This is a genomic window from Corynebacterium marinum DSM 44953, assembly GCF_000835165.1.
Lineage (GTDB): Bacteria > Actinomycetota > Actinomycetes > Mycobacteriales > Mycobacteriaceae > Corynebacterium > Corynebacterium marinum.
The window spans coordinates 1350078-1374499 of sequence record NZ_CP007790.1 but is presented as its reverse complement, the minus strand read 5'-3'; the positions used below and the strand labels follow the sequence as shown (position 1 = coordinate 1374499).

Below are 24422 nucleotides of genomic sequence, written 5' to 3'. Positions count from 1 at the left end.
GCATGGAAACCGCCCTCGCGGCGGCCGTCGCGGCGGGCGAGTCCGTCCGCGGGACGACGAGCCCCAATCCGCCGGTGGGTGCGGCGATCCTGGACCGGCAGGGCAACCTGGTGGGCACCGGCGCCACGGAGCCGGCGGGCGGAGCCCACGCCGAAATCGTCGCGCTGCGCGAGGCAGGGGAGAAGGCGGAGGGCGGCACGGCCGTCGTCACGCTGGAACCCTGCAACCACACCGGCCTGACGGGGCCCTGCTCGCAGGCCCTGCTCGCGGCCGGCATCGAGTTCGTCTACTACTGCCACCCCGACCCCGACCCGAAGGCGCAGGGCGGGGCGGACCACCTCCGTCAGCAGGGGGTGGGGGTCGAACGGCTCGACCGGGACGTCGACACACTCCGGCCGTGGCTGACTGCGGTGCGCAGGAACCGGCCGCATGTCACCCTGAAGTTCGCCCAGACCCTCGACGGATTCACCGCGGCGCTGGACGGCTCGAGCAAGTGGATCACCGGCGACGAAGCTCGCCGCCACGTCCACGCGGACCGCACGAAGCGGGACGCGGTGATCATCGGCACCGGTACCGCGATCGCGGACGACCCCTCGCTCACGGCGCGTGACGGCGCCCTCGAACTGCCCAACCAGCCGCGCCGGGTGGTCATCGGCGGCAGGTCGCTGACGGGCCACGCCCGCAACCTGCACCACCTGGGGTTCGAGCAGTACCGGGGAATCCCCGATGCACTCTGGCGGTTGTGGGATTCAGGTGCCCGGGACGTCCTCGTCGAGGGTGGCGCCCACCTGGCCTCCGGTTTCATGGAGTCGGGCACGGTGGACGCGATCCAGGCGTACATCGCCCCCAAGCTTCTCGGGCAGGGCCGTTCCGTGCTCACCGAGGCGGTGGGGCTGACGATCGCCGAAGCCGCCGAATTCACCCTGCGTCACGTCACCCGCCTGGGCGATGACGTGCTGCTGGAACTGACCCGAAAGGACTGACCGTATGTTCACCGGACTCGTCGAGGAGGTCGGCACCGTCGCCGCCCTCGAGCCGCAGGGCGACGCCCTCCGCCTGACCATCGAGGCGCCCAAGGTGCTTTCCGACGCCGCGTTCGGCGACTCCATCGCCGTCAACGGCGTGTGCCTGACCGTCACCGACTTCGACGAGCGCCGTTTCACAGCGGACGTCATGCAGGAGTCTCTGGACCGCACGGGGCTGGGGCAGCTGGTGGTGGGATCGCCGGTCAACCTGGAGCGCGCCCTCGCCGCGGGCGCCCGGCTCGGCGGCCACATCATGCAGGGCCACGTGGACGGCACCTCCCGGCTGCTGAGCCGCACCTCCTCGGAGCACTGGGACGTGCTGCGTTTTTCGCTCGGGCAGGAACTGGCCCGCTACGTCGTGGAGAAGGGATCCATCGCGGTCAACGGCACCTCCTTGACTGTCTCGGCGGTGGGGGAGGACTGGTTCGAGGTCAGCCTCATCCCGACCACCCTCGCGGAAACCACCCACGGCCGGCTCGCAGAGGGGGATGTGGTCAACCTCGAGGTCGACGTCCTGGCCAAGTACGTGGAGAAGATGCTCGGTGCCAGGGCCGAAGGCCGCGCCGACGGCGCCGAGGGCTAAGGTTAACGTTCGTGAGTGACGAATCTGTGGACCCGAACGGCCGCCTGCGCCTGGACTCCGTCGAGCGCGCGATCGCCGACATCGCTGCCGGAAAGGCGGTCGTCGTCGTGGACGACGAGGACCGGGAGAACGAGGGGGACCTCATCTTCGCGGCGGAGCTGGCGACTCCGGAGCTGGTGGCCTTCATGGTCAGGTACAGCTCCGGCTACATCTGCGCCGCGCTGACCAACGAGGACTGCGACCGCCTCGGTCTGCCGCCCATGGTGGCGCGCAACGAGGACGCACGCCACACCGCCTACACCGTCACCGTCGACGCGGCCACCGGCACCACCGGCATCTCCGCCGCCTCGCGCGCGGAGACCATCCAGCGCCTCGCCAGCCCTGCCACCACACGCCGCGACTTCACCCGCCCGGGGCACGTCGTCCCGCTGCGCGCGGTCAAGGGCGGCGTGCTCGCCCGTGACGGCCACACGGAGGCCTCCGTCGACCTGGCGGTGCTGGCCGGCCTGCGGCCCGCCGGCGTGCTGTGCGAGATCGTCTCCGAGATCGACCCGACCGACATGGCCCGCGGCCCGGAGCTGCGCGGCTTCGCCGACGAGCACGGACTGGCGCTCATCTCCATCGAGCAGCTCATCGACTACCGGCGCCGCACCGAAACCCAGGTCGACCGTCTCGTGGAAACGAATCTCCCGACCGAGTTCGGCGAGTTCCGGGTGGTGGGTTACCGCCACCAGATCGACGGCACCGAGTTCGTGGCGCTGGTCGCCGGCGACGTCGACGGAGGGGAGGACGTGCTGGTGCGCGTCCATTCCGAGTGCCTGACGGGCGACGTCTTCGCCTCCCGCCGCTGCGACTGCGGCCCCCAGCTGCAGGCCGCCATGCGGATGGTGCAGGAGGCCGGCCGGGGGGTGATCGTGTACCTGCGCGGGCACGAGGGCCGCGGCATCGGGCTGATGTCGAAGCTCGAGGCCTACCGCCTGCAGGACCTCGGCCTGGACACCGTCGACGCCAACCTGGAGCAGGGTCTGCCAGCCGACGCCCGCGAGTATTCGGCCGCCGGCCAGATCCTCCGCGACCTCGGCGTGGCCTCCGCTTCCCTGATGACCAACAACCCCACCAAGCGTGAGGCGATGGAGGGCTACGGCGTCGAGATCACCGGCCGCACCTCCGTGCCGGTCGTGCCGAACGAGGACAACATCCGCTACCTGCGCACGAAGCGCGACCGGATGGGTCACGACCTCCCCGCCGTCGCACACTGGGACGAAGAACACGAAGGAGAAATCAGTTGAGCAAGGAAGGTCTTCCCTCTGTCGAGGGGATCGACGCCGCCGGACTGAGCGTGGCGGTCGTCACCGCCCGCTGGAACACCGAGATCTGCGAGCAGATGCGCGGCCGGGCCGTGGCGACGGCGCGGGAGGCGGGCGTCGAGAAGCTCACCGAGGCCCACGTGATGGGCGCCCTCGAGCTGCCGGTGGTCGTCCAGGAACTCGCCCGCACCCATGACGCCGTCGTGGCGCTGGGCTGCGTCATCCGGGGCGGGACCCCGCACTTCGACTACGTCTGCGACTCCGTCACGGAGGGGCTCACCCGCATCGCGCTGGACGAGTCCACGCCGGTGGGCAACGGCGTGCTCACCACCAACGACCAGCAGCAGGCGGTCGACCGGGCGGGTTTCCCCGACTCCGTCGAGGACAAGGGCGCAGAGGCGATGGCGGCGGCGCTCGACGCCGCGCTGACCCTGCGCCGCCTCCGCGGGCTCCGGGGATAGACTGTTGAGCGTGAGTGAGAAGAATGTGGAAGCCGACGAGACCAGCCGCCGACCGTTGACGGACGAGGAGCGCGCCTTCTACGCCGCGCTCGACCCGCATGCGCAGACGACCACGAAGCCGTGGGAGTTCGAGGTGCGTTCCCCGTCGCTGAAGCGGCTGGCGTGGATCGTCGTCGCGGTGGTGATGGCGGTGCACATCTTCATGGGCTACTTCCTGGACCTGGAGTTCACCGGGGCCACCGTCACCTTCATCGACAAGCTGGCCTTCCCGTTCGTCGGCGTGGTCATCTCCGTCCTCGGTTACCTGTCCTTCACCCGTCCCCGGGTGCGCGCGAACGAGGACGGCGTGGAGATCCGCAACATCGTCGGCACCCGTTTCTACCCCTGGGCCGTGGTGTATGGGCTGCACTTCCCGCAGGGCGCGCGCATGGCCCGCCTGGAGCTGCCCGAGTTCGAGTACGTGCCCATGTGGGCGATGCAGGCCTCTGACGGCGCGGCCGTGGTCAGGGCGGTCTCGCAGTTCCGCGAGCTCGAGGCCAAGTACATGCCGCAGGACTAGCTAGACTGGTTTGTCTTATGGCTGATCCGAGTACCTACCGCCCGGCCCCGGGGAGCATTCCCGCGGAGCCGGGCGTCTACCGATTCCGGGACGACAACCGGCGCGTCATCTACGTGGGCAAAGCCAACAGCCTCCGGGCGCGGCTGGCCAACTACTTCCAGGACGTGACCACCCTCCACCCGCGGACGCGGCAGATGGTGTTCAGCGCATCCTCGGTCGAGTGGACGGTCGTCGCCAGCGAGGTCGAGGCGCTCCAGCTGGAGTACACCTGGATCAAACGCTATGACCCGCGCTTCAACGTCAAGTACCGCGACGACAAGACCTACCCGCTGCTGGCGGTCTCCACGGGGGAGGCCGTCCCCCGGGCCTTCTTCTACCGGGGCCCGCGCCGCCGCGGGGTCCGCTACTTCGGCCCCTACTCCCACGCGTGGGCGGTGCGGGAAACCCTCGACCTGCTGACCAGGGTGTTCCCGATGCGGACCTGCTCGAAAGGCGTCTACAACCGCCACGAGAACCTGGGCCGGCCCTGCCTGCTGGGATACATCGACAAGTGCGCGGCGCCCTGCGTCGGGCGGGTGAGCGTCGAGGAGCACCGGGAGATCGTCGACGGATTCGTCTCCTTCATGTCCGGGCACACCGACCAGGTCGTGCGGCAGCTGACCCGGCAGATGGAGCAGGCCGCCGAGGAACTCGAGTTCGAGCGGGCGGCCCGGCTGCGCGACGACCTGGGGGCCATCAACAAGGTGATGGAGCAGCAGGCGGTGGTGCTCGGGGACGGCACCGACGCGGACTTCATCGCCGTGGATTCCGACGAGCTGGAAGCCGCCGTCCAGATCTTCCACGTGCGCGGCGGCCGGATCCGCGGCCAGCGGGGCTGGGTGGTGGAGCGCACGGAGGAGCCGGTCGAGGAACTCATCCGGAACTTCCTCATCCAGTTCTACTCGGACGCGGTCGAGCGGGCACAGGCGGAGGAGGCGGACGAGAAGCAGCGGGTGACGCGGCGCGGCGTCGACAATTTCTCGCACAACCCGCCGAAACCCGGGGCGGCGGTGCCGCGCGAGATCCTCGTCCAGCATCTGCCGGCGGAGGCGGGGGAGGTAGCCGAGCTGCTCGCCGGGCTCAAGGGCGCCGCGGTGGATCTGCGCGTCCCGCAGCGGGGCGACAAGCGGGCGCTCATGGAGACCGTGGAACGCAACGCGAAGGAGTCGCTGCGGCAGCACAAGATCAAGCGCGTCGGCGATCTGACGGCCCGTTCCGCGGCGCTGCAGGACATCCAGGAGGCGCTCGGCCTGGAGGAGGCGCCGCTGCGCATCGAGTGCACCGACATCTCCCATATCCAGGGCACCGACGTGGTCGCCTCCCTCGTGGTCTTCGAGGACGGGCTGCCGCGCAAGTCCGACTACCGCCGCTACCGGATCCGCGAGGCGGCCGGCGGCGGCCACTCGGACGACGTCGCCTCCATCGCGGAGATCACCCGGCGGCGTTTCCTGCGCCACCACCAGGACAGGCTCGCGGTGCCCGACGAGGAATCGGAGGCGCAGACCTTCGCTGACGAGCAGGTCGAGGAGATGAGCACCGATCAGCGGCGCTTCGCCTACCCGCCGAACCTGTTCATCGTCGACGGCGGCCTGCCGCAGGTCAACGCGGCGCAGAAAGTATTCGACGAGCTCGGCATCGTCGACGTCACCCTCATCGGGCTGGCTAAGCGCCTCGAGGAGATCTGGGTGCCCGGCGAGTCCGACCCGGTGATCCTGCCCCGCGCCTCCCAGGGGCTGTTCCTCCTGCAGCAGATCCGTGATGAGGCACACCGGTTCGCCATCACCTACCATCGCCAGCAGCGCTCGAAGCGGATGCGGGTCTCTGAACTGGACGGCGTGCCCGGCCTGGGGGCGACCCGCCGGACGGAGCTGGTCAAGCACTTCGGATCGGTGAAAAAGCTCAAGGAGGCCAGCGAGGCGGAGATCGCCGAGGTGAAGGGTTTCGGCCCCCGGTTGGCCGCCGCGGTCTTCGGCCACCTCCATCCTGGCGCCCACGATAGTATGGCGACATGACCTCAACCCCTGTTGTGCCGTCCCGCTTCTCGACGCCCCCCGTCCTCATCACCGGCATGTCCGGCGGAGGGCTCAGTTCGGCGGCGAAGGTGCTGGAGGACAAGGGGTTCTTCGTGGTCCAGAACCTTCCCCCGCAGCTCATCGTCGATTTCCTGGAGCTGTGCCTCCGGCAGGATCCGCCGGTGGAGAAGGTCTCCTTCGTCCTCGACGTCCGCACCCGCCTCTTCGGCGGCGACCTCCGGGCGACGCTGGGGGAGCTCGCGGAGAAGGGGTTGAGCCCCACCGTGCTGTTCATGGACGCCCGCGACGACGTGCTCATCCGCCGCTTCGACAGCGTGCGGCGCACCCACCCGCTGCAGGGCGAGGACACCCTCCAGCTGGGCCTGGAGCGCGAGCGCCAGATCACCAACGGGATCAAGGAACTCTCCGACATCATCATCGACACCTCCAGCCTGTCGGTGCACGACCTGCGCCGCGCCATCGAGGCGTCCTTCGGCACGATGGCGCACAACCGCCAGCACGTCACGTTCGAGTCCTTCGGCTTCAAGCACGGCGCCCCGCAGGACGCCGACCTCATGGTGGACGTCCGCTTCCTGCCCAACCCGTATTGGATCCCTGAGCTGCGCGGATTCCGCGGCACCGACGAGCCGGTGAGCGACTACGTGCTCAGCAGGGAGGGGGCGGGTGATTTCCTCGACAAGTTTGTCGATATGTTTGACTCCATGCTCAGCGGTTACCGCCACGAGGGCAAGAACTTCATCACCGTGGCCGTCGGCTGCACCGGCGGGCACCACCGTTCCGTCGCGGTGTCCGAGGAACTCGGCCGGCGTCTGAGACAACGCGGCGACATCGACGTCAACGTCATGCACCGCGACATCACCCGTAACTGACTCCCCTGGAGGACATCTTGCACATCACCTCACTGGGAGGCGGGCACGGCCTCTACCAGACGCTCGTCGCCGCCCGGCTCAGCGCGCCGGACTCCATCACCGCCGTGGTCACCGTCGCCGACGACGGGGGGTCCTCCGGCCGGTTGCGCCGCGAGATGGACATCATCCCGCCCGGGGACCTGCGGATGGCACTCGCGGCCCTGGCCGGCGACGACGATGAGGGCCGCTTCTGGGCCAGGACCCTGCAGCACCGCTTCGGTGGCAGCGGGGCGTTGGCCGGCCATGCGGTGGGCAACCTCCTCATCGCCGCGTTCAAGGAGGTGCTCGGGGACGAGCAGTCGGCGCTGGACAAGATCGCGGAGCTGACCAGGTCCCACGGCCGGGTCGTGCCGATGTGCAACCAGCCGCTGGAGATCGAGGCGGAGGTGGCGGGGCTCGACGACGACCCACGGCTCATCCGGCCGGTCCGCGGCCAGGTGGCCGTCGCCACCACACCCGGCACCGTCCGGCGGGTGAAGCTCATACCGGACCGTCCCGAGGCCTGCGGCCTGGCGGTCGCGGCCATCCGGGACGCCGACCTGGTCACTCTCGGCCCCGGTTCCTGGTTCTCCTCGGTCATCCCGCACCTGCTCATCCCCGGTATCGTCGAGGCCCTCAACAGCACTGAGGCGCTCAAGGTCGTGGTGCTCAACCTCTCCGCGGAGCTGGGGGAGACGCAGGGCTTCTCCTCGGAGCGGCACATCCACATGCTCAGCCAGCACGCCCCCTCGTTGCGCGTCGACCACATCCTCGTGGACTCGCACACCATCCCGACGTCCGCGGAACGCTCCTACCTGCAGCGCGCCGCCGGCGGCCTGGGCGCGGACGTCGTGTTCGAGGACCTGCGCCGGCAGGACAGCGACGGGCGTTCGCTGAACAAACACGACCCCTCCAAACTGTCGGCGGCGCTCATGTCCCTCCACCGCAGCGCCCGGGAGGGGAAGGCGTCCGACTAGACTGGCCCGGATCCAGGACACGCGAAGGAAAGGCAGTCGCAGTAGTGGCGTTGACGGCAAGAGTCAAGGACGAGCTCGCACGGGTGGTGGTTTCCCGGCAGTCCGCGCGGGCGGCGGAGACCGCGGCGCTGCTCCGGTTCTCCGGGCAGCTGCAGATGGTCGCCGGCCGGCTCGTGCTAGAGGCGGAGCTCGATTCCGCGGCCGTCGCCCGCCGGCTGGCGGCCTCCCTCCGCGAGATGTACGGGGTGGAGGTGCACGAGCACACGATCAGCCCGGGCGGGGTGTCGAAAAGCTCCCGGCACCTCCTCCGTGTCACCGAGGGCACACACGACCTCGCCCGCCGGCTGGGCCTGGTGACCCGGTCGGGGCATCCGGTGGTCGGGTTGCCTCCACAGGTGATCGCAGGCACCGTCGCCGACAACGAGGCGGCGTGGCGCGGCGCCTTCCTGGCGCAGGGTTCGTTGACCGAGCCGGGCCGTTCCTCCGCTCTCGAGGTGGCGTGCCCCTGTCAGGAGGCGGCGCTGGCGCTGGTGGGGGCGGCCCGCCGCCTGGGTGTGTCCGCGAAGACGAAGGAGACCCGGGGCACCGACCGGGTCGTGGTCCGCGACGGGGACGCCATCGGTGCCCTGCTCACCCGGATGGGAGCCCAGCAGATTCGGTTGGAATGGGAGGACAAACGCCTGCGGCGGGAGGGTCGTTCCACGGCCAACCGGCTGGCCAACTTCGACGACGCCAACCTGCGGCGCTCCGCGCGGGCGGCGGTCGCGGCGGCCGCGCGGGTGGAGCGTGCCATGCAGATCCTCGGCGACGACGTCCCCGAGCATCTCGCCGAGGCCGGCCAGCTGCGCGTCGCCCACCGCCAGGCTTCGCTGGAGGAACTCGGCCGTCTGGCGGACCCGCAGATGACGAAGGACGCCGTCGCCGGCCGCATCCGGCGGCTGCTGTCGATGGCGGACAAGCGGGCCGAGGAAATGGACATTCCCGACACGAACGAAGCCGTCACCGACGATCTGCTCGAGGGCGCCTGAAACATTCCGCCGGTTCCATTCGGGGGTGGAACGGCGGATGCGGTCGGAATTTTATTCTTCTGGGGGCGGCGTTCGCCGACGACGCAACTGCGGCGGACCCCCGTTGACAACGAGTTTCGGGAAGCCGGGCGCGCCCCGATGTGGGATTCATGTCGGCCGACCTCAGGTAAAGCCGGAAAATGCCTGTTCGGGCGCTGCACGAGTGGGGACTCGACGCTAAACTGTGACCTGATGGGCCGTGACACAAAGTCAACGCGACGGACAGCGCGGTCACATCCGGAGAATTTCACTCAACCCGAGGAGAACATTGTGACCATCCGCGTAGGCATCAACGGCTTCGGCCGTATCGGCCGTAACTTCTACCGTGCCGTCCTGGAGCGCAGCGAGAACATCGAGGTCGTCGCCGTCAACGACCTCACGGACAACAAGACCCTGTCCACGCTGCTGAAGTACGACTCCATCCTGGGCAAGCTGCAGGGAACGGTCGAGTTCGACGACGAGTCCATCACCTACGACGGCAAGCGCATCGCAGTGTCCGCCGAGCGCGACCCGAAGAACCTCGACTGGGCCGCCCACGACGTGGACATCGTCATCGAATCCACCGGCTTCTTCACCGACGGCCAGGCAGCCAAGGCCCACATCGAGGCCGGCGCCAAGAAGGTCATCATCTCCGCCCCGGCGAAGAACGAGGACGCCACCTTCGTCTACGGCGTCAACCACCAGGACTACGACGCGGAGAACCACAACGTCATCTCCGCCGCCTCCTGCACCACCAACTGCCTGGCCCCGATGGCCAAGGTCCTGGACGAGAAGCTCGGTATCGAGCGCGGCCTGATGACCACCATCCACGCCTACACCGGCGACCAGCGCCTCCACGACGCCCCGCACAAGGACCTGCGCCGCGCCCGCGCCGCAGCCGTCAACATCGTGCCCACCTCCACCGGTGCCGCCGCAGCCGTCTCCCTGGTTCTCCCTCAGCTCAAGGGCAAGCTCGACGGCTACGCCCTGCGCGTCCCGGTCATCACCGGTTCCGCCACCGACCTCACCTTCACCGCTTCCCGCGAGACCTCCGTGGAGGAGGTCAACGCCTTCATCAAGGAAGCCGCGCAGGGCGAGTTCGGCGAGACCCTGGCCTACACCGAGGATCCGATCGTCTCCACCGACATCATCACCGATCCCCACGGTTCGATCTTCGACGCCGGCCTGACCAAGGTCATCGGCAACCAGGTCAAGGTCGTCTCCTGGTACGACAACGAGTGGGGCTACACCTGCCAGCTGCTGCGCCTGACCGAGCTCGTCGCCGCCAAGCTCTGACATCCCACACAGCACCCCCGGCCCACGGTTGAGGCCGGGGGAGCGTGACCCTGCGGCCCGGGGTGTGCCTCGGCACACGTCGGGCCGTTCGGCTGTCCGGCCGAGCACTACAATTCAGCCGCCTCTCTTCCACACCACCCTTAAAGTCAAGGAGTCAGCCATGACCGTAAAGACCCTGCAGGACCTTCTCGACGAAGGCGTCGACGGCCGCCACGTCCTCGTCCGTTCGGACTTCAACGTCCCGCTCAACGACGCCGGCGAGATCACCGACCCGGGCCGCATCACCGCCTCCCTGCCGACGCTGCAGGCTCTGGTCGAGGGCGGCGCCAAGGTCATCGTCATGGCTCACCTCGGCCGCCCCAAGGGTGAGGTCAACGCCAGGTACTCCCTCGCCCCGGTCGCCGAGGCCCTCTCCGAGGCACTCGGCCAGTACGTGGCACTGGCCGGCGACGTCGTCGGCGAGGACGCGCACGAGCGAGCCAACGGACTCACCGAGGGCGACGTTCTCCTCCTCGAGAACGTGCGTTTCGACGCCCGCGAGACCTCCAAGGACGAGGCCGAGCGCGGCGAGTTCGCCGACCAGCTCGTCGAGCTCGCCGCCGACAACGGCGCCTTCGTCTCCGACGGCTTCGGTGTCGTCCACCGCGCGCAGGCCTCCGTGTACGACGTGGCGAAGCGTCTCCCGGCCTACGCCGGCAAGCTGGTGGAGAAGGAGATCTCCGTCCTGGAGAAGACCGCCGTCAACCCGGAATCCCCCTACGTGGTCATCCTCGGCGGCTCCAAGGTCTCCGACAAGCTGGGCGTCATCGAGGCGCTGGCAGGCAAGGCCGACAAGATCATCATCGGCGGCGGCATGTGCTACACCTTCCTCGCCGCCCAGGGCTACAACACCCAGAAGTCCCTGCTGCAGGAGGAGATGATCGACACCTGCCGCGATCTCCTTGAGCGCTTCGGCGACAAGATCGTCCTGCCCGTCGACCTGGTCGCGGCCGCCGAGTTCTCCGCCGACTCCGAGCACAAGGTCGTCGCCCTCGACGGCATCCCGGAGGGCTGGCTCTCCCCGGACATCGGCCCGGACTCGGTGGAGAAGTTCGCCGAGGTCATCGCCACCTCGAAGACCGTATTCTGGAACGGCCCGATGGGCGTGTTCGAGATGGCTCCCTTCTCCCAGGGCACCAAGGGCGTCGCCCAGGCCATCATCGACGCAACCGCCGACAACGGCTCCTTCTCCGTCGTCGGCGGCGGCGACTCCGCCGCCTCCGTCCGCGTCCTCGGCCTCAAGGAGGACGGCTTCTCCCACATCTCCACCGGCGGCGGCGCCTCCCTCGAGTTCCTCGAGGGCAAGGAACTGCCGGGCGTGTCCGTCCTCGACCGTTAGCCCACCAGTTCCCCTCCCTGAAAGGAGTGCCCTCATGGCACGTACCCCCCTCATCGCCGGCAACTGGAAGATGAACCTGGACCACCACCAGGCCATCGGCACCGTCCAGAAGCTCGACTTCGCCCTGCCGAAGGACTACTACGAGAAGGTCGACGTCGCCGTCACCGTCCCGTTCACCGACATCCGTTCGGTGCAGACCCTCGTCGAAGGCGACCGCCTGCAGATCACCTACGGCGCGCAGGATGTCTCCGCGCACGAGTCCGGCGCCTACACCGGCGAGGTCTCCGCCCAGATGCTGGCCAAGCTCGGCTGCACCTGGGTCGTCGTCGGCCACTCCGAGCGCCGCGAGTACCACAACGAGTCGGACGAGCTGGTCGCCGCCAAAGCCGCCATCGCGCTCAAGCACGGCATCAGCCCGATCGTGTGCGTCGGCGAGCCGCTGGAGATCCGCGAGGCCGGCACCCACGTCGAGCACGTGGTCGAGCAGACCCGCGCCTCCCTGGCCGGCCTGTCGGCCGAGGACCTGGCGAAGACCGTCATCGCCTACGAGCCGGTGTGGGCCATCGGCACCGGAAAGGTCGCCTCCGCGGCTGACGCTCAGGAGGTGTGCGCCGCGATCCGCGGTCTGGTCCGCGAGCTCGCCGGCGACGAGGTCGCCGAAGGCATGCGCATCCTCTACGGCGGTTCCGTCAAGACCGACTCCATCGCCGAGATCGTCGGGCAGCCCGACGTCGACGGCGGCCTGGTGGGCGGCGCCTCGCTGGACGGCGAGGAGTTCGCCAAGCTGGCGGCCAACGCAGCCTCCACCGTCGCCTAAGAACCCACCGCTCCGACAACGAAGGGCACCACCTCATGGCCGACCGCGATCATCTGCAGGAAGACATCCGCTACCTGGGCCGAATTCTGGGCCGGGTGATCGCGGAGCAGGAGGGCGAGGACGTGTTCGACCTCGTCGAACACGCCCGCCAGCAGGCCTTCGAGGTGGCCAGGGAAAACGCCTCCCTGGAAGTGCTCGTCGAGCTGTTCCGCAACATCGACCCGGCCCGGGCCACCCCCGTGATCCGGGCGTTCAGCCACTTCGCCCTCATGGCGAACCTCGCCGAGGACATCCACGACGACTTCAACCGCGAGCGCATTCTCGACGAGGGCGGCGTCCCCGCATCCACCCTCGAGGCAACCTGGGAGAAGTTCGAGGCCGCAGGGGTGAGCCCCGCGGACGTCGAGAAGGTGGTGTCGGACGCGCTCGTCGCACCGGTGTTCACCGCCCACCCCACGGAGACCCGCCGGCGCACGGTCTTCGACGCGCAGAAGAAGATCACCGGGCTCATGCTCACGCGGCACCAGCTGCAGGATGCGGAAACGACGGCGCGCACGCAGGAGCGCCTCGACGACATCGAGCGCAGCATCCGGCGGCGCATGACCATCCTCTGGCAGACGGCCCTCATCCGCCAGGCCCGCCCCCGCATCGAGGACGAGATCGAGGTCGGGCTGCGCTACTACCACCTCTCCCTCCTCCGGGAGATCCCGGCGCTCAACCGGGCCGTCCACGACACTCTCACCAGCAGGTTCGACGTGCGTTTCCGGGACGGCGGCGGGTCGGCGATCGTGCGCCCGGGCTCCTGGATCGGCGGCGACCACGACGGCAACCCCTTCGTCACCGCCGACACCCTCGACTACGCCTCCCGACGGGCCGCGCAGACGGTGCTCAAGCACTACTCGGGCGAGCTGCATGCCCTGGAGCACGAACTCAGCCTCTCCGACCGGATGACCTCGGTGAGCGTCGAGCTCGTCGGATTGGCGGCCCGGGGCCGCAACGACGTGCCCTCCCGGGTCGACGAACCCTACCGGCAGGCCATCCACGGCATCCGCGGCCGAATCCTGGCCACCACCGCGGCGCTGATCGGCGAGGACGCCGTTGAAGGCGTCTGGCACCGGGAGCACCAGCCCTACGCCTCCGCCGCCGAGTTCGACGCCGACCTGCGGATCGTGGACGAGTCGCTGCGCTCCTCCAACGACGCCATCATCGCCGACGACTGTCTGGCCGCGATCCGCGCCGCGGTCGCCAGCTTCGGGTTCCACCTCCACTCGATCGATCTGCGCCAGAACTCCGAGAGCTTCGAGAACGTGCTCACCGAGGTGTTCGCCACCGCGCACGTCCACCCCGGTTACAGCGCACTGGGGGAGGAGGAGAAGATCGAGCTGCTCATCGGGGAGCTCCGCACCCCACGCCCCCTCGTGCCGCGCGGTTACCGCGGATTCAGCGAGGCGACCCAGCGGGAGCTGGACCTCCTCAACCGGGCCGCCGACAGCGTCGCCCACTTCGGCGCGGAAATGATCCCGCACCAGATCATCTCCATGGCGCAGTCCGTCAGCGACATCCTCGAGCCGATGGTCCTGCTCAAGGAGGTCGGCCTCATCCGCGCGAACGGCGCGGGCCCGACCGGCAGCGTCGACATCATCCCGCTCTTCGAGACGATCGACGACCTCGAGGCCGGCGCCGGAATCCTGCGCAGGCTCTGGCAGCTGCCCCTCTACCAGCATTATCTGGAGCACCGCGGCAACGTCCAGGAGGTGATGCTGGGCTACTCCGACTCCAACAAGGACGGCGGGTACTTCGCCGCCAACTGGGCGCTTTACGACGCCGAGACCCAGCTCGTCCAGGCCGGCCGCGACCACGGTGTCCGCCTGCGGCTCTTCCACGGCAGGGGCGGCACCGTCGGACGCGGCGGCGGGCCCTCCTACGAGGCGATTCTCGCGCAACCGCAGGGCGCGGTCGACGGGTCGGTGCGCATCACCGAGCAGGGGGAGATCATCTCCGCCAAGTACGGCTCCCCGCGCACCGCGCGGCGGAACCTGGAGGCGTTGGTCTCCGCGACGCTGGAGGCCAGCCTCCTGCCGGTCGACGAGCTCACGGACCGGGACCGGGCGATGGAGATCATGCGGGAACTCTCGCTGATCAGCCGCCGGAAGTACTCCCAGCTGGTCCACGACGACCCCGGTTTCATCCGCTACTTCACCCAGTCCACCCCGCTCGACGAGATCGGCTCCCTCAACATCGGGTCCCGCCCGACCTCGCGCAAGCAGACGACCGCGGTGGAGGACCTGCGCGCCATCCCGTGGGTGCTCGCCTGGTCCCAGTCCCGCGTCCTGCTGCCGGGCTGGTTCGGCGTGGGCACCGCCCTGGAGGAATGGATCGGGCAGGGCCCCGACCGGGCCGACCGGGTCGCGGAGCTGCGCGCACTCTACGAGTCGTGGCCGTTCTTCGCCTCGGTGATGTCCAACATGGCCCAGGTCATGTCCAAGGCCGGGATGGAACTCGCGGAACTCTACGCCAGGCTGGTCGACGACCGCGAGATCGCCGACCGAATCCTGGGCGTCATCTCCGCCGAATTCGATCTCACCCGGCAGATGTTCGGCGTCGTCACCGGCAGCGAGGACCTGCTCGCCGACAACCCCGCCCTGGCGCGGTCCGTGCGCCGCAGGTTCCCGTACCTGCTGCCGCTCAACATCATCCAGCTCGAGATGCTGCGTCGGCACCGCGCCGGCGATGACCGCGAGGTGGTGTCCCGGGGCATCCAGTTGACGATGAACGGACTCGCCACCGCCCTCCGCAACTCCGGGTAGGGCTGATGTAGACTATGCAGGAGTTTCACCCCGTCGACCTTCCGAAGGACCCTCAAGCACCATGACCCTTGCTCTCCAGATCATCCTCGTGCTCACCTCTGTCCTGATGACGGTGTTCGTGCTCCTGCACAAGGGCAAGGGCGGCGGCCTGTCCAGCCTCTTCGGCGGTGGCGTGCAGTCGAACCTGTCGGGTTCGACGATCGTCGAGAAGAACCTGGACCGGTACACGATCATCATGGCGATCATCTGGATCGCCTGCATCGTGGCGCTGAACCTCATCCAGGCCTTCGGAGCCTAGCGGCCGGACGTGTCAAGGACGTCGCCCCCATCAAGGAGGGGGCGACGTCCTTTTTCTCTGCTCGTGGGGCGTACCGCGGCCTAGAGGAGGCCCGCGGCGTCGTCGCTGAGGTAGAGGACGGTGTCCTCGATGCCCGTGGCGCCGGCGGCCGGCCACTCGACCGGGTCGGAACCCGCGACGACGTGGCGCGCGGCCTCCGCCTTGTTCCCCCCGGACACCAGCAGCCAGACCTGCTCGGCGCGGTGCACCGCGGGAAGCGTCAGGGTGACGCGCTCGGCGGGGGGCTTGGGGGAGTCGGTGACCGCGACGACCAGGCGCTCCGCCTCACGGACCGCGTCGGTGTCGGGGAACAGGGAGTTGATGTGGCCTTCGTGCCCCATGCCCAGCAGGTGGATGTCGAAACCCCGGGGGGCGGTCCGGCTGATGATGTCCTGGTAGGCGTCGGCCGCATCCTGCAGGGCGGCCTGGCCCAGCCCGTAGCCGTGGATGTTGTCTTCGGGGATGTCCACGTGGTCGAGCAACGCGCGGCGGGCCTGGCCCTCGTTGGAGTCGGCGTGGGTGGCCGGCACGTTGCGTTCGTCGCCGAAGTAGACGTGGACGCGGGACCAGTCGACCCGGGGGTCCGCGTCCTCCAGCTCGCGGACCCGTTCGAGCAGGCCGATGCCCGCGCCGCCGCCGGTGAGGACGATCCGGGCGACGCCGTCGCCGTGGCGGCCGAGCCCGGTCGTCTGGAGGGAGGAGACGACGTCGACGAGCGAGGTCGCCGCCTGGTCGACGAGGGTGGAGAGGGTGTCTGTGCGGCGGAGGGTGACCATGGGTTCCTTCACGGGTGTCAGTGCTGCACGCGGGTCAGTCCGCGCAGGGCGTTGGCGTAGGCGAGATCGGGGTCGAGGTGGCGCAGCTCCTCGGAGATGCAGTCGGCGTCGGAACGCGCGTTCATCGCCACCAGGGAGTCGGGGCTGCCCGGGAGTTCGACGCGGACGGTGCGGTGGTCGACCACGGAGACGGTGAGCGGGCCGGAGGCGCGGTCAAAGCGCAGCGAACGGATGGGGAAGAGGCGGGGATCGTCCCCGGGCTCGCAGTCCACCCGGGTGACGGGCACCCCCAGGCGGTCGGCCAGCCAACCGGCGGCGATGTCGATGGCGGGCTCATGAGCCGGGCCGGTCAGGGTGGCCGCCTGGACGTTCTCCTGCGGGTGCCGGTCCAGCGAGGAGGCGACGATGCCGCGCCAGCCGGTGATCTTCGACCAGACCATGTCCGAGTCGCCCGGAGCGTAGGAGGACCGCAGCCGGTTGAGGATGTCCTCGGTGGCACAGTGGTCGGCGTTGGTGATGCGGCGTTGCGCGAGCCGGCCCAGCGGATGATCCGAGGGGTTGTCGGGCGCTGTGGTGGGCCACCAGGCGACGACGGGGGTGTCGGGGAGCAGGAGGGGAGTGACCACCGCGGCGAGATGGTCGACCATCTCGCCGTTGATGCGCATGATGACCATCTCCGAGGAACCGGCGTGGCCGCCGACGCGCACCTCGGCGTCGAGATGCGGCCTGCCCTCGGCGCTGCCGGTGAGCAGGACCAGCACACGTGCGGGATGCTCGTGGGAGGCGTCGCGGGTGACGGAGATGATGTGGTCCACGTCGTCGTCCATGGCGGCCACGACGATGAGGGTGAGCACCCGCCCGGTGGTCTGGGAGTTGTTCTCCCGCGCCTCGAGGAGACTGGCGGCGACGTTGCGGGAGTCGGTGTCCGGCAGAGTGATGATCATGGGGGGCCTTTCTCGGTTCTTCTGGGTTCCGGGGGACTGCGTCGGGTACCTAGGGGCGCTTAGGGGCGCCGCCAGGAACGGCCGGAACGCTGCAGCATCCGGTCGGCGCCGGCCGGGCCCCACGTGCCGGACTCGTACTCCTCGGGCTGACCGTTCTCCGCCCAGTAGGCCAGGATCGGGTCCAGGATCGCCCAGGACAGCTCGACCTCCTCGTTGGTGGGGAAGAGGCTGGACTCGTCGAGCAGCGCATCGAGAATGAGACGCTCGTAGGCCTCGGGCGACTCCTCGGTGAAAGCCTCGGAGTAGGAGAAGTCCATGTTCACGTCGCGGACCTCCATCGCGGAACCGGGGACCTTGGAACCGAAGCGCATGAGCACGCCCTCGTCCGGCTGCACGCGGATGACGATCGCGTTCTGCCCCAGCGAGGACGTCTGCCCCTCGAGGAAGGGCTGGTGCGGAGCCTCCTTGAAGACGAGGGCGATTTCGGTGACGCGCCGCCCGAGGCGCTTGCCGGTGCGCAGGTAGAACGGCACGCCCGCCCAGCGGCGGGAGTTGATCTCCAGGGTGCACGCCGCATAGGTTTCGGTGGTCGACAGGGGGTCGAAACCCTCCTCCTGCCGCAGGCCCTTGACCTTGTGCGAGCCCTGCCAACCGGCGGCGTACTGGCCGCGCGCCGTCGTGCGGTTGAGCGGGTACACCGGGTTGGTTGCGCGCAGGACCTTGACCTTCTCGGCCTGGAGTTCGGTCGGGTCGAAGGCGACGGGCTCCTCCATGGCGACCAGTGCCAGCAGCTGGATGAGGTGGTTCTGGATGACGTCGCGGGCCGCGCCGATGCCGTCGTAGTACCCCGCCCGCCCGCCGAGGCCGATGTCCTCGGCCATGGTGATCTGCACGTGGTCGACGTAGTGGGCGTTCCACAGGGGATCGAAGAGCTGGTTGGCGAAGCGCAGGGCGAGAATGTTCTGCACCGTCTCCTTGCCGAGGTAGTGGTCGATGCGGAACACCGACTCCTCCGGGAAGACGGCGTTGACCACGCGGTTGAGTTCGCGGGCGGTGGCCTGGTCGTGGCCGAAGGGCTTCTCGATGATCACCCGCCGCCAGGAGTTCCCGTCCGCCTCCGCCAGCCCCGAACGCTCGAGCTGGTGGCAGACGTCGGAGAAGTAGTCCGGCGGGACGGAGAGGTAGAAGGCCCAGTTGCCGGCGGTGCCCCGGGTCGAGTCCATCTCCGCCAGGGTCCCGGCGAGTTGGTCGAAGCCTTCGTTGTCGAAGTTGCCTTCGACGAAGTGCATGCCCTCCGCGAGCCGCTCCCACACGTGCTCCCGGAACTTGGTGCGCGCCCCCGCCTCGACCGCTTCGCGCACGTAGTCCTCGAAGTCGGGCTTGCTCCACTCCCGCCGGCCGAAACCGATGAGCGTGAATCCGGCGGGCAGGAGACCGCGGTTGGCCAGGTCGTACACGGCCGGCAGCAGTTTCTTGCGGGCCAGGTCACCGGTGACGCCGAAGATCACCATGCCGGAGGGACCGGCGATGCGGGGCAGCCGTTTGTCCTCGGTGCTGCGGAGGGGGTTGACCCAGGCGTCGGCGTCGGTCACGGGCAGGGGCATGCGCGGTCGTCCTTTTCGGTCGGGAGGGGAATTGCCGGGTGTTACTGCAGTTGAGCGGCCATGGAGTCCAGCAGGTCGGACCAGGAGGCGACGAACTTCTCGACGCCCTCCCGCTCCAGCACCTCGAACACGTCGTCGAGGTCGATGCCCGCCGCGACGAGCTGCTCGAAGACCTGCTGCGCCTCGTCGGCGGTGCCGGTGAGGGCGTCGCCGTGGAGGCCGCCCTGCTCGAGGACGGCGTCGATGGTCGGCTCGGGCATCGTGTTGACGGTGTCCGGGCCTGCCAGCTCGGTGACGTAGAGGGTGGCGGGGTAGTTCGGGTTCTTCACGCCGGTGGAGGCCCACAGCGGACGCTGCAGGTTGGCGCCCTCGGGGAGATCCTTGGCGCCGATCTCCCGGAAGACGGCGTAGGCGCGGCGGGCGTTGGCCACACCGGCCTTGCCGCGCAGTGCGAGGGCTTCCTCGGTGCCGATCTCCTCGAGGCGGCGGTCGATCTCGACGTCGAGACGCGAGACGAAGAAGGAGGCGACGGAGTGGATCCGGGAGACGTCCAGGCCCGCTTCGGCGGCCTTCTGGACGCCGGTGCGGTAGGCGGCGATGACCTCGCGGTAGCGGGCGACGGAGAAGATCAGCGTGACGTTGACGGAGATCCCCTCGGCCAGCGCGTCGGTGATCGCGGGGATGGACTCGGCGGTGGCGGGGATCTTGATCATCACGTTGGGGCGGTCGACCCGGCTCCACAGCTGGCGTGCCTGGGAGATGGTGGCGGCGCGGTCGGCGGAGATACGCGGGTCGACCTCGATGGAGACTCGGCCGTCCTGGCCGCCTGTGGCCTCGTAGACCGGCAGGAGGATGTCGCAGGCGTCGCGGACGTCGTCGATGGTCATGGCGTAGACGGCCTCGTCGACGGCCGCGCCAGTTTCCTTGAGGGCGGCGATCTGCTCGTCGTAGGCGTTGCCCTTGGACATCGCGGCGGCGAAGATCGACGGGTTGGTGGTCACGCCGACGACCGACTTGGTGTCGATGATCTCCTGGAGGTTGCCCGAGGTGATGCGGTCGCGGGACAGGTCGTCGAGCCAGGTGGAGGTTCCCAGCGAGGCGAGCTCGTCAATGTGGGTCATGCTTGAGTCCTTTACTGATGGGGAGAGCGGCTGGGTTACTTGACGGCGGCGAGGGAGTCGCGGGCGGCGTCTGCCACGGCGGCGGCGGTGATGCCGAACTCCTCGAAGAGCCGCTGGTAGTCGGCGGAGGCGCCGAAGTGCTCCAGGGACACGTTGCGGCCGGCGGTACCGGTGAACTGGTGCCACGGCATGGCGATTCCGGCCTCGACGGAGACGCGGGCTGCGACGGCGGAGGGCAGGACCGACTCACGGTAGGCGGCGTCCTGCTCCAGGAACCACTCCACGCACGGCATGGACACGACGCGGGCGGCCACCCCCTCGGCCTCGAGGGCCTTCGCGGCCTCGACGGCCAGCTGGACCTCGGAACCGGTGCCCATGAGGATCACGTCCGGGGTCTCCTTGGAGCCCTCGACGAGGACGTAGGCGCCGCGGCGCACACCCTCGGGCGCCTTCTCCTTCGTGCCCTCGAGGACCGGCACGTTCTGGCGGGTCAGGGCCAGGCCCTTGGGGGACTCCTCGTACTCGAGCGCCGCGGCCCAGGCCTGGGCGGTCTCATTGGCGTCCGCCGGGCGGATGATGGACAGGCCCGGGATGGCGCGCAGCGCGGCCAGGGTCTCCACCGGCTGGTGGGTCGGGCCGTCCTCGCCGAGGCCGATGGAGTCATGGGTCCACACGTAGTAGACGTCGGACTTCATCAGTGCGCCGAGGCGGACCGCCGGGCGCATGTAGTCGGAGAAGATGAGGAAGGTGCCGCCGTAGGGGCGGGTCGGGCCGTGCAGGGCGATGCCGTTGAGGATGGAGCCCATGGCGTGCTCGCGGATGCCGAAGTGCAGGTTGCGGCCGTAGGGCTCGGCGGACCAGGTGTCGGTGGAGATGTGCTCCGGTCCGAAGGAGGGGGAACCCTTGATCACGGTGTTGTTGGAGCCGGCGAGGTCGGCGGAGCCGCCCCACAGCTCGGGCATGAGTCCGCCGAGTGCCTGCAGCGCGGCCTCGGATGCCTTGCGCGTCGCGACGCCCTTCGCGTCGGCGTCCCAGGTCGGCATCGCCTCGGCGAGGCCTTCCGGCAGCTCGCGTGCGGTGACCCGGTCGAAGAGCTGCTTGGCCTCCGGGTTGGCTTCTGCCCAGGCGTCGAACTTCTTCTGCCACGCCGCGTGCTTCTCGGCGCCGCGCTCGCGCAGGGCGCGGGTGTGGGCGAGCACCTCATCGTCGATGTGGAAGTGCAGGGCCGGGTCGAAGCCGAGGATCTCCTTGGTGGCGGCGACCTCGTCGGCGCCCAGTGCCGCGCCGTGGGAGGCGCCGGTGTTCTGGGCGTTGGGCGCCGGGTGGGCGATGACGGTGCGCACGCGGATGAAGGTGGGGCGCGCGGTCTCGGCCTTGGCGGCCACGACGGCGGCCTCGATGGCGGCGACGTCCTCGCCGCCCTCGACCTCGATGGTCTGCCAGCCGTAGGCGGCGTAGCGGGCGACGACGTCCTCGGTGAAGGCGATCTGGGTGTCGTCTTCGATGGAGATGCGGTTGTCGTCCCAGAAGACGATGAGGTTGCCCAGCTGCTGGGTGCCGGCCAGGGACGACGCCTCGGCGGTGACGCCCTCCTGCAGGTCGCCGTCGGAGGCGATGACGTAGATGTGGTGGTCGAAGGGGGACTCGCCGGCAGGGGCCTCCGGGTCGAAGAGGCCGCGTTCGCGGCGTGCCGCCATCGCCATGCCGACGGCGGAGGACAGACCCTGGCCCAGCGGGCCGGTGGTCATCTCGACGCCGCGGGTGTGGTGGACCTCCGGGTGGCCCGGGGTGAGGGAATCCCAGGAGCGCAGCGCCTTGAGGTCCTCCATCTCGAGGCCGAAGCCGCCGAGGTAGAGCTGGATGTACTGGGTGAGCGAGGAGTGGCCGCAGGACAGGACGAAGCGGTCGCGCCCGACCCAGTCGGTGTCGGTGGGGTCATGGTCCAGGACCCGCTGGTACAGGGTGTACGCCAGCGGCGCCAGCGACATCGCGGTGCCCGGGTGTCCGGAGCCGACGTTCTGCACCGCATCCGCGGCCAGAACGCGGACGGTGTCCACGGCGCGGGTGTCGGTCTCGGTCCAGTCGGTGGGGTAGCGGCGCTCCGTCAGGGCCTGGAGTTCGGGCGACAGGGTCACGATGGGAATCCTCACTTCGGTTGATCGTCAAGGAGTTCTGGTGGCTTAAGACCCGGTACGCGCGCACCGGGGACCAGATCTCACTCCACCTTAGTGACTTCGCCGGGAACGACGGGTCCCGACCCAGGAAGTTGCAGCCGCCCGGCGGCGGATTCTCCGGCAGGCAGGGGTGGGCGGTAGTATGGCGACGCTGGATTGATCTGGGCCGGGAACTATCTCCCCGCCGTTTCCGACCAGTCCTGGTAGACGCGACAACACGTGCGCACCACGCATCTTTTCACCCACCTGCCGTTGGAGGATCTTTCCCTTGGAGACAATCAAGGCCTATATTGCGCTGACGAAGCCGAGGGTCATTGAGCTGCTCCTCGTAGCAACGATCCCTGCGATGCTGCAGGCGGATCGCGGCGAGAACAACATCGTCCTCATTCTGCTCACCGTGGTGGGCGGCTGGATGGGCGCGGCCGCCGCGAACACCTTCAACATGGTGGCGGACTCGGACATCGACCACAAGATGGGCCGCACCCGCGCCAGGCCGCTGGTCCGCCACACCGTGTCCAACCGCAACGCCAGCATCTTCGCCTGGAGTCTGCTCGTCGCGTCGGTGCTGTGGCTCGGGCTGCTCTGCGGTTCGTGGCTGGCCGCGTTCTTCATCGTGCTGACCAACTGGTTCTACGTCTACGTCTACACCAAGTGGCTCAAGCGGCGGACCTGGCAGAACGTGATCTGGGGCGGCGCCGCGGGCTGCATGCCGGTGGTGGTCGGCTGGGCCGTCATCACCGACAACCTGCCGGAGGGCGTGCCCGCCCAGTGGTGGCAGGCGATCGTCCTCTTCATGATCATCTTCTTCTGGACCCCGCCGCACACCTGGGCGCTGGCCATGAAGTACCGCGACGACTACGCGAACGCCGGTGTGCCGATGCTCCCGGTCGTGCGCAAGCCCGTCGAGGTGACCCGGCAGATCGTCTGGTACACCTGGGCCACTGTCCTGACCACCCTGCTGCTGGTGCCCGCCGCGTCGTGGATCTACCTGGCCGGCGCCGTGCTGGGCGGCGCCTACTTCCTCGGCATGGCGATCATGCTGCACAACAGCGTGAAGAAGGGCACCGACGTCAAGCCGCTGAAGTTGTTCATCCTGTCCAACAACTACCTGGCGCTCGTGTTCGTGGCGCTGTCGGTGGATGCCGTCCTCGGCTGGGAGACCATCGGCTCCATGCTGGGCTGGACCACCACGTTCTTCTAGGCTCCCATCCCGGACAACGTCTGACCCCCACCGGAGTATCTCCCGGTGGGGGTCAGCCCGTTTCCGGCCTGTCCGGCGGCCTAATCCTGCACGTGCAGGACGATCGAACCGGTGGTCCGGCGCGCCTGGAGGTCGCGGTGGGCCTGTGCGGCTTCGGAGAGGTCGTAGGAGCCGGAGATCCGGAACCGGAGGGTGCCGTCGACGACCGCCTGGGTCACGGCCTGCGCCCGCATCCGGAATTCCCCCTCGCCGGAGGTCCACGCGCCGATGGAGGGGCGGGTGAGGAAGATGGAGCCGTGCGTGTTCAGCAGCTGCGGGTCGAAGGGCTCCACCGGGCCGGAGGCGGCGCCGAAGAGAGCGACGGTGCCGCGGGGGCGGACGGCCTCGAGGGACTCGTGGAAGGTGTCCTTGCCGACGCCGTCGTAGACCACGTCCACGCCCACGCCGCCGTTGCGGCGCCGCACGACCTCAGCGAGGTTGTCGGAGTAACGGAAGACCTCGGTGGCGCCCGCCTCCCGGGCCAGCTCGGCCTTCTCGTCGGTGGAGACGACGGAGAACACCCGGGCCCCCTTGGCCACCGCCATCTGGGTGACCAGCAGGCCGACGCCGCCGGCACCGGCGGTGATGAGGCAGGAGTCCCCCTCCTTGAGGTCGTAGACGCCGTGGGTGAGGTAGTGGGCGGTGATGCCCTGCAGCAGCATGGAGGCCGCGACCTCGGGTTCGACCCCTTCGGGGACGGCGACCAGGCGGTCGCGGGGGACGCAGACCTGCTCGGCGTAGGAGCCGAAGGCGTCGGTCCAGGCGACGACGGTGCCCGGGGCGATCTCGCCGCGCGGGTCCTCCACCACCCGACCGGTGCCTTCCAGGCCCGGCACGAAGGGGAGCGCGGCGTGGTAGACACCCTCCCGGTAGTAGGTGTCGATGTAGTTGACGCCGGCCACGAGGACGTCGACGAGCACTTCGTCTTCGGCCGGGACCGGCGCCTCAATGTCGCGCAGGACGAGGACCTCGGGTCCTCCGGTTTCAGTGATCTGGATTGCCTTCATGGCA

At 69.1% G+C, this 24422-nt stretch carries 21 protein-coding genes; 15 read left to right on the top strand and 6 right to left on the bottom strand.

Going from position 1 to position 24422, the window contains the following annotated elements:
- The first annotated feature begins 2 nt into the window (after window positions 1–2).
- The 14 genes from ribD to secG all read left to right on the top strand — a co-directional run bounded on the left by ribD (window position 3) and on the right by secG (window position 15513).
- Window positions 3–983, top strand: coding sequence for a bifunctional diaminohydroxyphosphoribosylaminopyrimidine deaminase/5-amino-6-(5-phosphoribosylamino)uracil reductase RibD (ribD, locus tag B840_RS06590; protein WP_229676630.1), 981 nt, complete (start codon window positions 3–5; stop codon window positions 981–983).
- 4 nt (window positions 984–987) lie between these two features.
- Complete coding sequence (locus B840_RS06585) at window positions 988–1608, top strand: riboflavin synthase (RefSeq protein ID WP_042621491.1); 621 nt, start codon at window positions 988–990, stop codon at window positions 1606–1608.
- Between the two features lie 11 nt (window positions 1609–1619).
- A complete protein-coding gene (locus tag B840_RS06580) occupies window positions 1620–2897 on the top strand; it encodes a bifunctional 3,4-dihydroxy-2-butanone-4-phosphate synthase/GTP cyclohydrolase II (RefSeq protein ID WP_229676629.1) in 1278 nt (425 codons plus the stop codon).
- Complete coding sequence (ribH, locus tag B840_RS06575; RefSeq protein ID WP_042621489.1) at window positions 2894–3376, top strand: 6,7-dimethyl-8-ribityllumazine synthase; 483 nt, start codon at window positions 2894–2896, stop codon at window positions 3374–3376. The genes B840_RS06580 and ribH overlap by 4 nt, the downstream gene beginning before the upstream one ends.
- A gap of 4 nt (window positions 3377–3380) precedes the next feature.
- Window positions 3381–3935 (top strand): PH domain-containing protein, encoded by a 555-nt coding sequence (locus B840_RS06570; RefSeq protein ID WP_042621488.1) that lies wholly within the window; start codon window positions 3381–3383, stop codon window positions 3933–3935.
- Between the two features lie 17 nt (window positions 3936–3952).
- Window positions 3953–5986, top strand: a complete 2034-nt coding sequence (gene uvrC, locus B840_RS06565) for an excinuclease ABC subunit UvrC (RefSeq protein ID WP_042621487.1) — start codon at window positions 3953–3955, stop codon at window positions 5984–5986.
- Window positions 5983–6876 carry an RNase adapter RapZ gene (gene rapZ / locus B840_RS06560; RefSeq protein ID WP_042621486.1) on the top strand — a complete coding sequence of 298 codons (894 nt, stop codon included), beginning with the start codon at window positions 5983–5985 and terminating at the stop codon, window positions 6874–6876. Before uvrC ends, rapZ begins: the two co-directional genes overlap by 4 nt.
- A gap of 23 nt (window positions 6877–6899) precedes the next feature.
- Window positions 6900–7871, top strand: coding sequence for a gluconeogenesis factor YvcK family protein (locus B840_RS06555; RefSeq protein ID WP_156971953.1), 972 nt, complete (start codon window positions 6900–6902; stop codon window positions 7869–7871).
- A gap of 44 nt (window positions 7872–7915) precedes the next feature.
- Window positions 7916–8899 (top strand): DNA-binding protein WhiA, encoded by a 984-nt coding sequence (gene whiA / locus B840_RS06550; protein WP_084602833.1) that lies wholly within the window; start codon window positions 7916–7918, stop codon window positions 8897–8899.
- A 309-nt stretch (window positions 8900–9208) separates the two neighbouring features.
- Window positions 9209–10213, top strand: a complete 1005-nt coding sequence (gap, locus tag B840_RS06545; RefSeq protein ID WP_042621484.1) for a type I glyceraldehyde-3-phosphate dehydrogenase — start codon at window positions 9209–9211, stop codon at window positions 10211–10213.
- A gap of 160 nt (window positions 10214–10373) precedes the next feature.
- Window positions 10374–11591 (top strand): phosphoglycerate kinase, encoded by a 1218-nt coding sequence (gene pgk, locus B840_RS06540; RefSeq protein WP_042621483.1) that lies wholly within the window; start codon window positions 10374–10376, stop codon window positions 11589–11591.
- 34 nt (window positions 11592–11625) lie between these two features.
- The gene (gene tpiA / locus B840_RS06535) at window positions 11626–12408 is read left to right on the top strand and encodes a triose-phosphate isomerase (RefSeq protein WP_042621482.1); all 783 of its coding nucleotides are present in this window, start codon (window positions 11626–11628) and stop codon (window positions 12406–12408) included.
- Between the two features lie 35 nt (window positions 12409–12443).
- On the top strand, window positions 12444–15215 hold the full coding sequence (ppc, locus tag B840_RS06530) for a phosphoenolpyruvate carboxylase (protein ID WP_042621481.1): 2772 nt from the start codon (window positions 12444–12446) through the stop codon (window positions 15213–15215).
- A gap of 61 nt (window positions 15216–15276) precedes the next feature.
- The gene (gene secG, locus B840_RS06525; protein ID WP_042621480.1) at window positions 15277–15513 is read left to right on the top strand and encodes a preprotein translocase subunit SecG; all 237 of its coding nucleotides are present in this window, start codon (window positions 15277–15279) and stop codon (window positions 15511–15513) included.
- Window positions 15514–15593: 80 nt separating this feature from the next.
- Here the strand turns inward: secG and pgl are convergent, their stop codons facing one another.
- Genes pgl through tkt form a run of 5 tightly spaced genes read right to left on the bottom strand, consistent with a single transcriptional unit; the run spans window position 15594 to window position 22132 of the window.
- A complete protein-coding gene (gene pgl / locus B840_RS06520) occupies window positions 15594–16328 on the bottom strand; it encodes a 6-phosphogluconolactonase (RefSeq protein WP_042621479.1) in 735 nt (244 codons plus the stop codon).
- Between the two features lie 17 nt (window positions 16329–16345).
- Window positions 16346–17272 carry a glucose-6-phosphate dehydrogenase assembly protein OpcA gene (locus B840_RS06515; protein ID WP_042621478.1) on the bottom strand — a complete coding sequence of 309 codons (927 nt, stop codon included), beginning with the start codon at window positions 17270–17272 and terminating at the stop codon, window positions 16346–16348.
- Between the two features lie 59 nt (window positions 17273–17331).
- Complete coding sequence (gene zwf / locus B840_RS06510; RefSeq protein WP_084602831.1) at window positions 17332–18876, bottom strand: glucose-6-phosphate dehydrogenase; 1545 nt, start codon at window positions 18874–18876, stop codon at window positions 17332–17334.
- A 41-nt stretch (window positions 18877–18917) separates the two neighbouring features.
- Complete coding sequence (tal, locus tag B840_RS06505) at window positions 18918–19997, bottom strand: transaldolase (RefSeq protein ID WP_042621477.1); 1080 nt, start codon at window positions 19995–19997, stop codon at window positions 18918–18920.
- Window positions 19998–20032: 35 nt separating this feature from the next.
- Window positions 20033–22132: a transketolase gene (tkt, locus tag B840_RS06500; RefSeq protein ID WP_042621476.1), complete on the bottom strand. Its 2100-nt coding sequence runs from the start codon at window positions 22130–22132 to the stop codon at window positions 20033–20035.
- A gap of 307 nt (window positions 22133–22439) precedes the next feature.
- On the opposite strand from tkt, the gene B840_RS06495 reads away from it, so the two are divergent.
- The gene (locus B840_RS06495) at window positions 22440–23372 is read left to right on the top strand and encodes a heme o synthase (RefSeq protein ID WP_042621475.1); all 933 of its coding nucleotides are present in this window, start codon (window positions 22440–22442) and stop codon (window positions 23370–23372) included.
- A gap of 80 nt (window positions 23373–23452) precedes the next feature.
- Here B840_RS06495 and B840_RS06490 read toward each other — a convergent pair whose 3' ends face one another.
- Window positions 23453–24418: a quinone oxidoreductase family protein gene (locus tag B840_RS06490; RefSeq protein ID WP_042621474.1), complete on the bottom strand. Its 966-nt coding sequence runs from the start codon at window positions 24416–24418 to the stop codon at window positions 23453–23455.
- Window positions 24419–24422 lie beyond the last annotated feature (4 nt).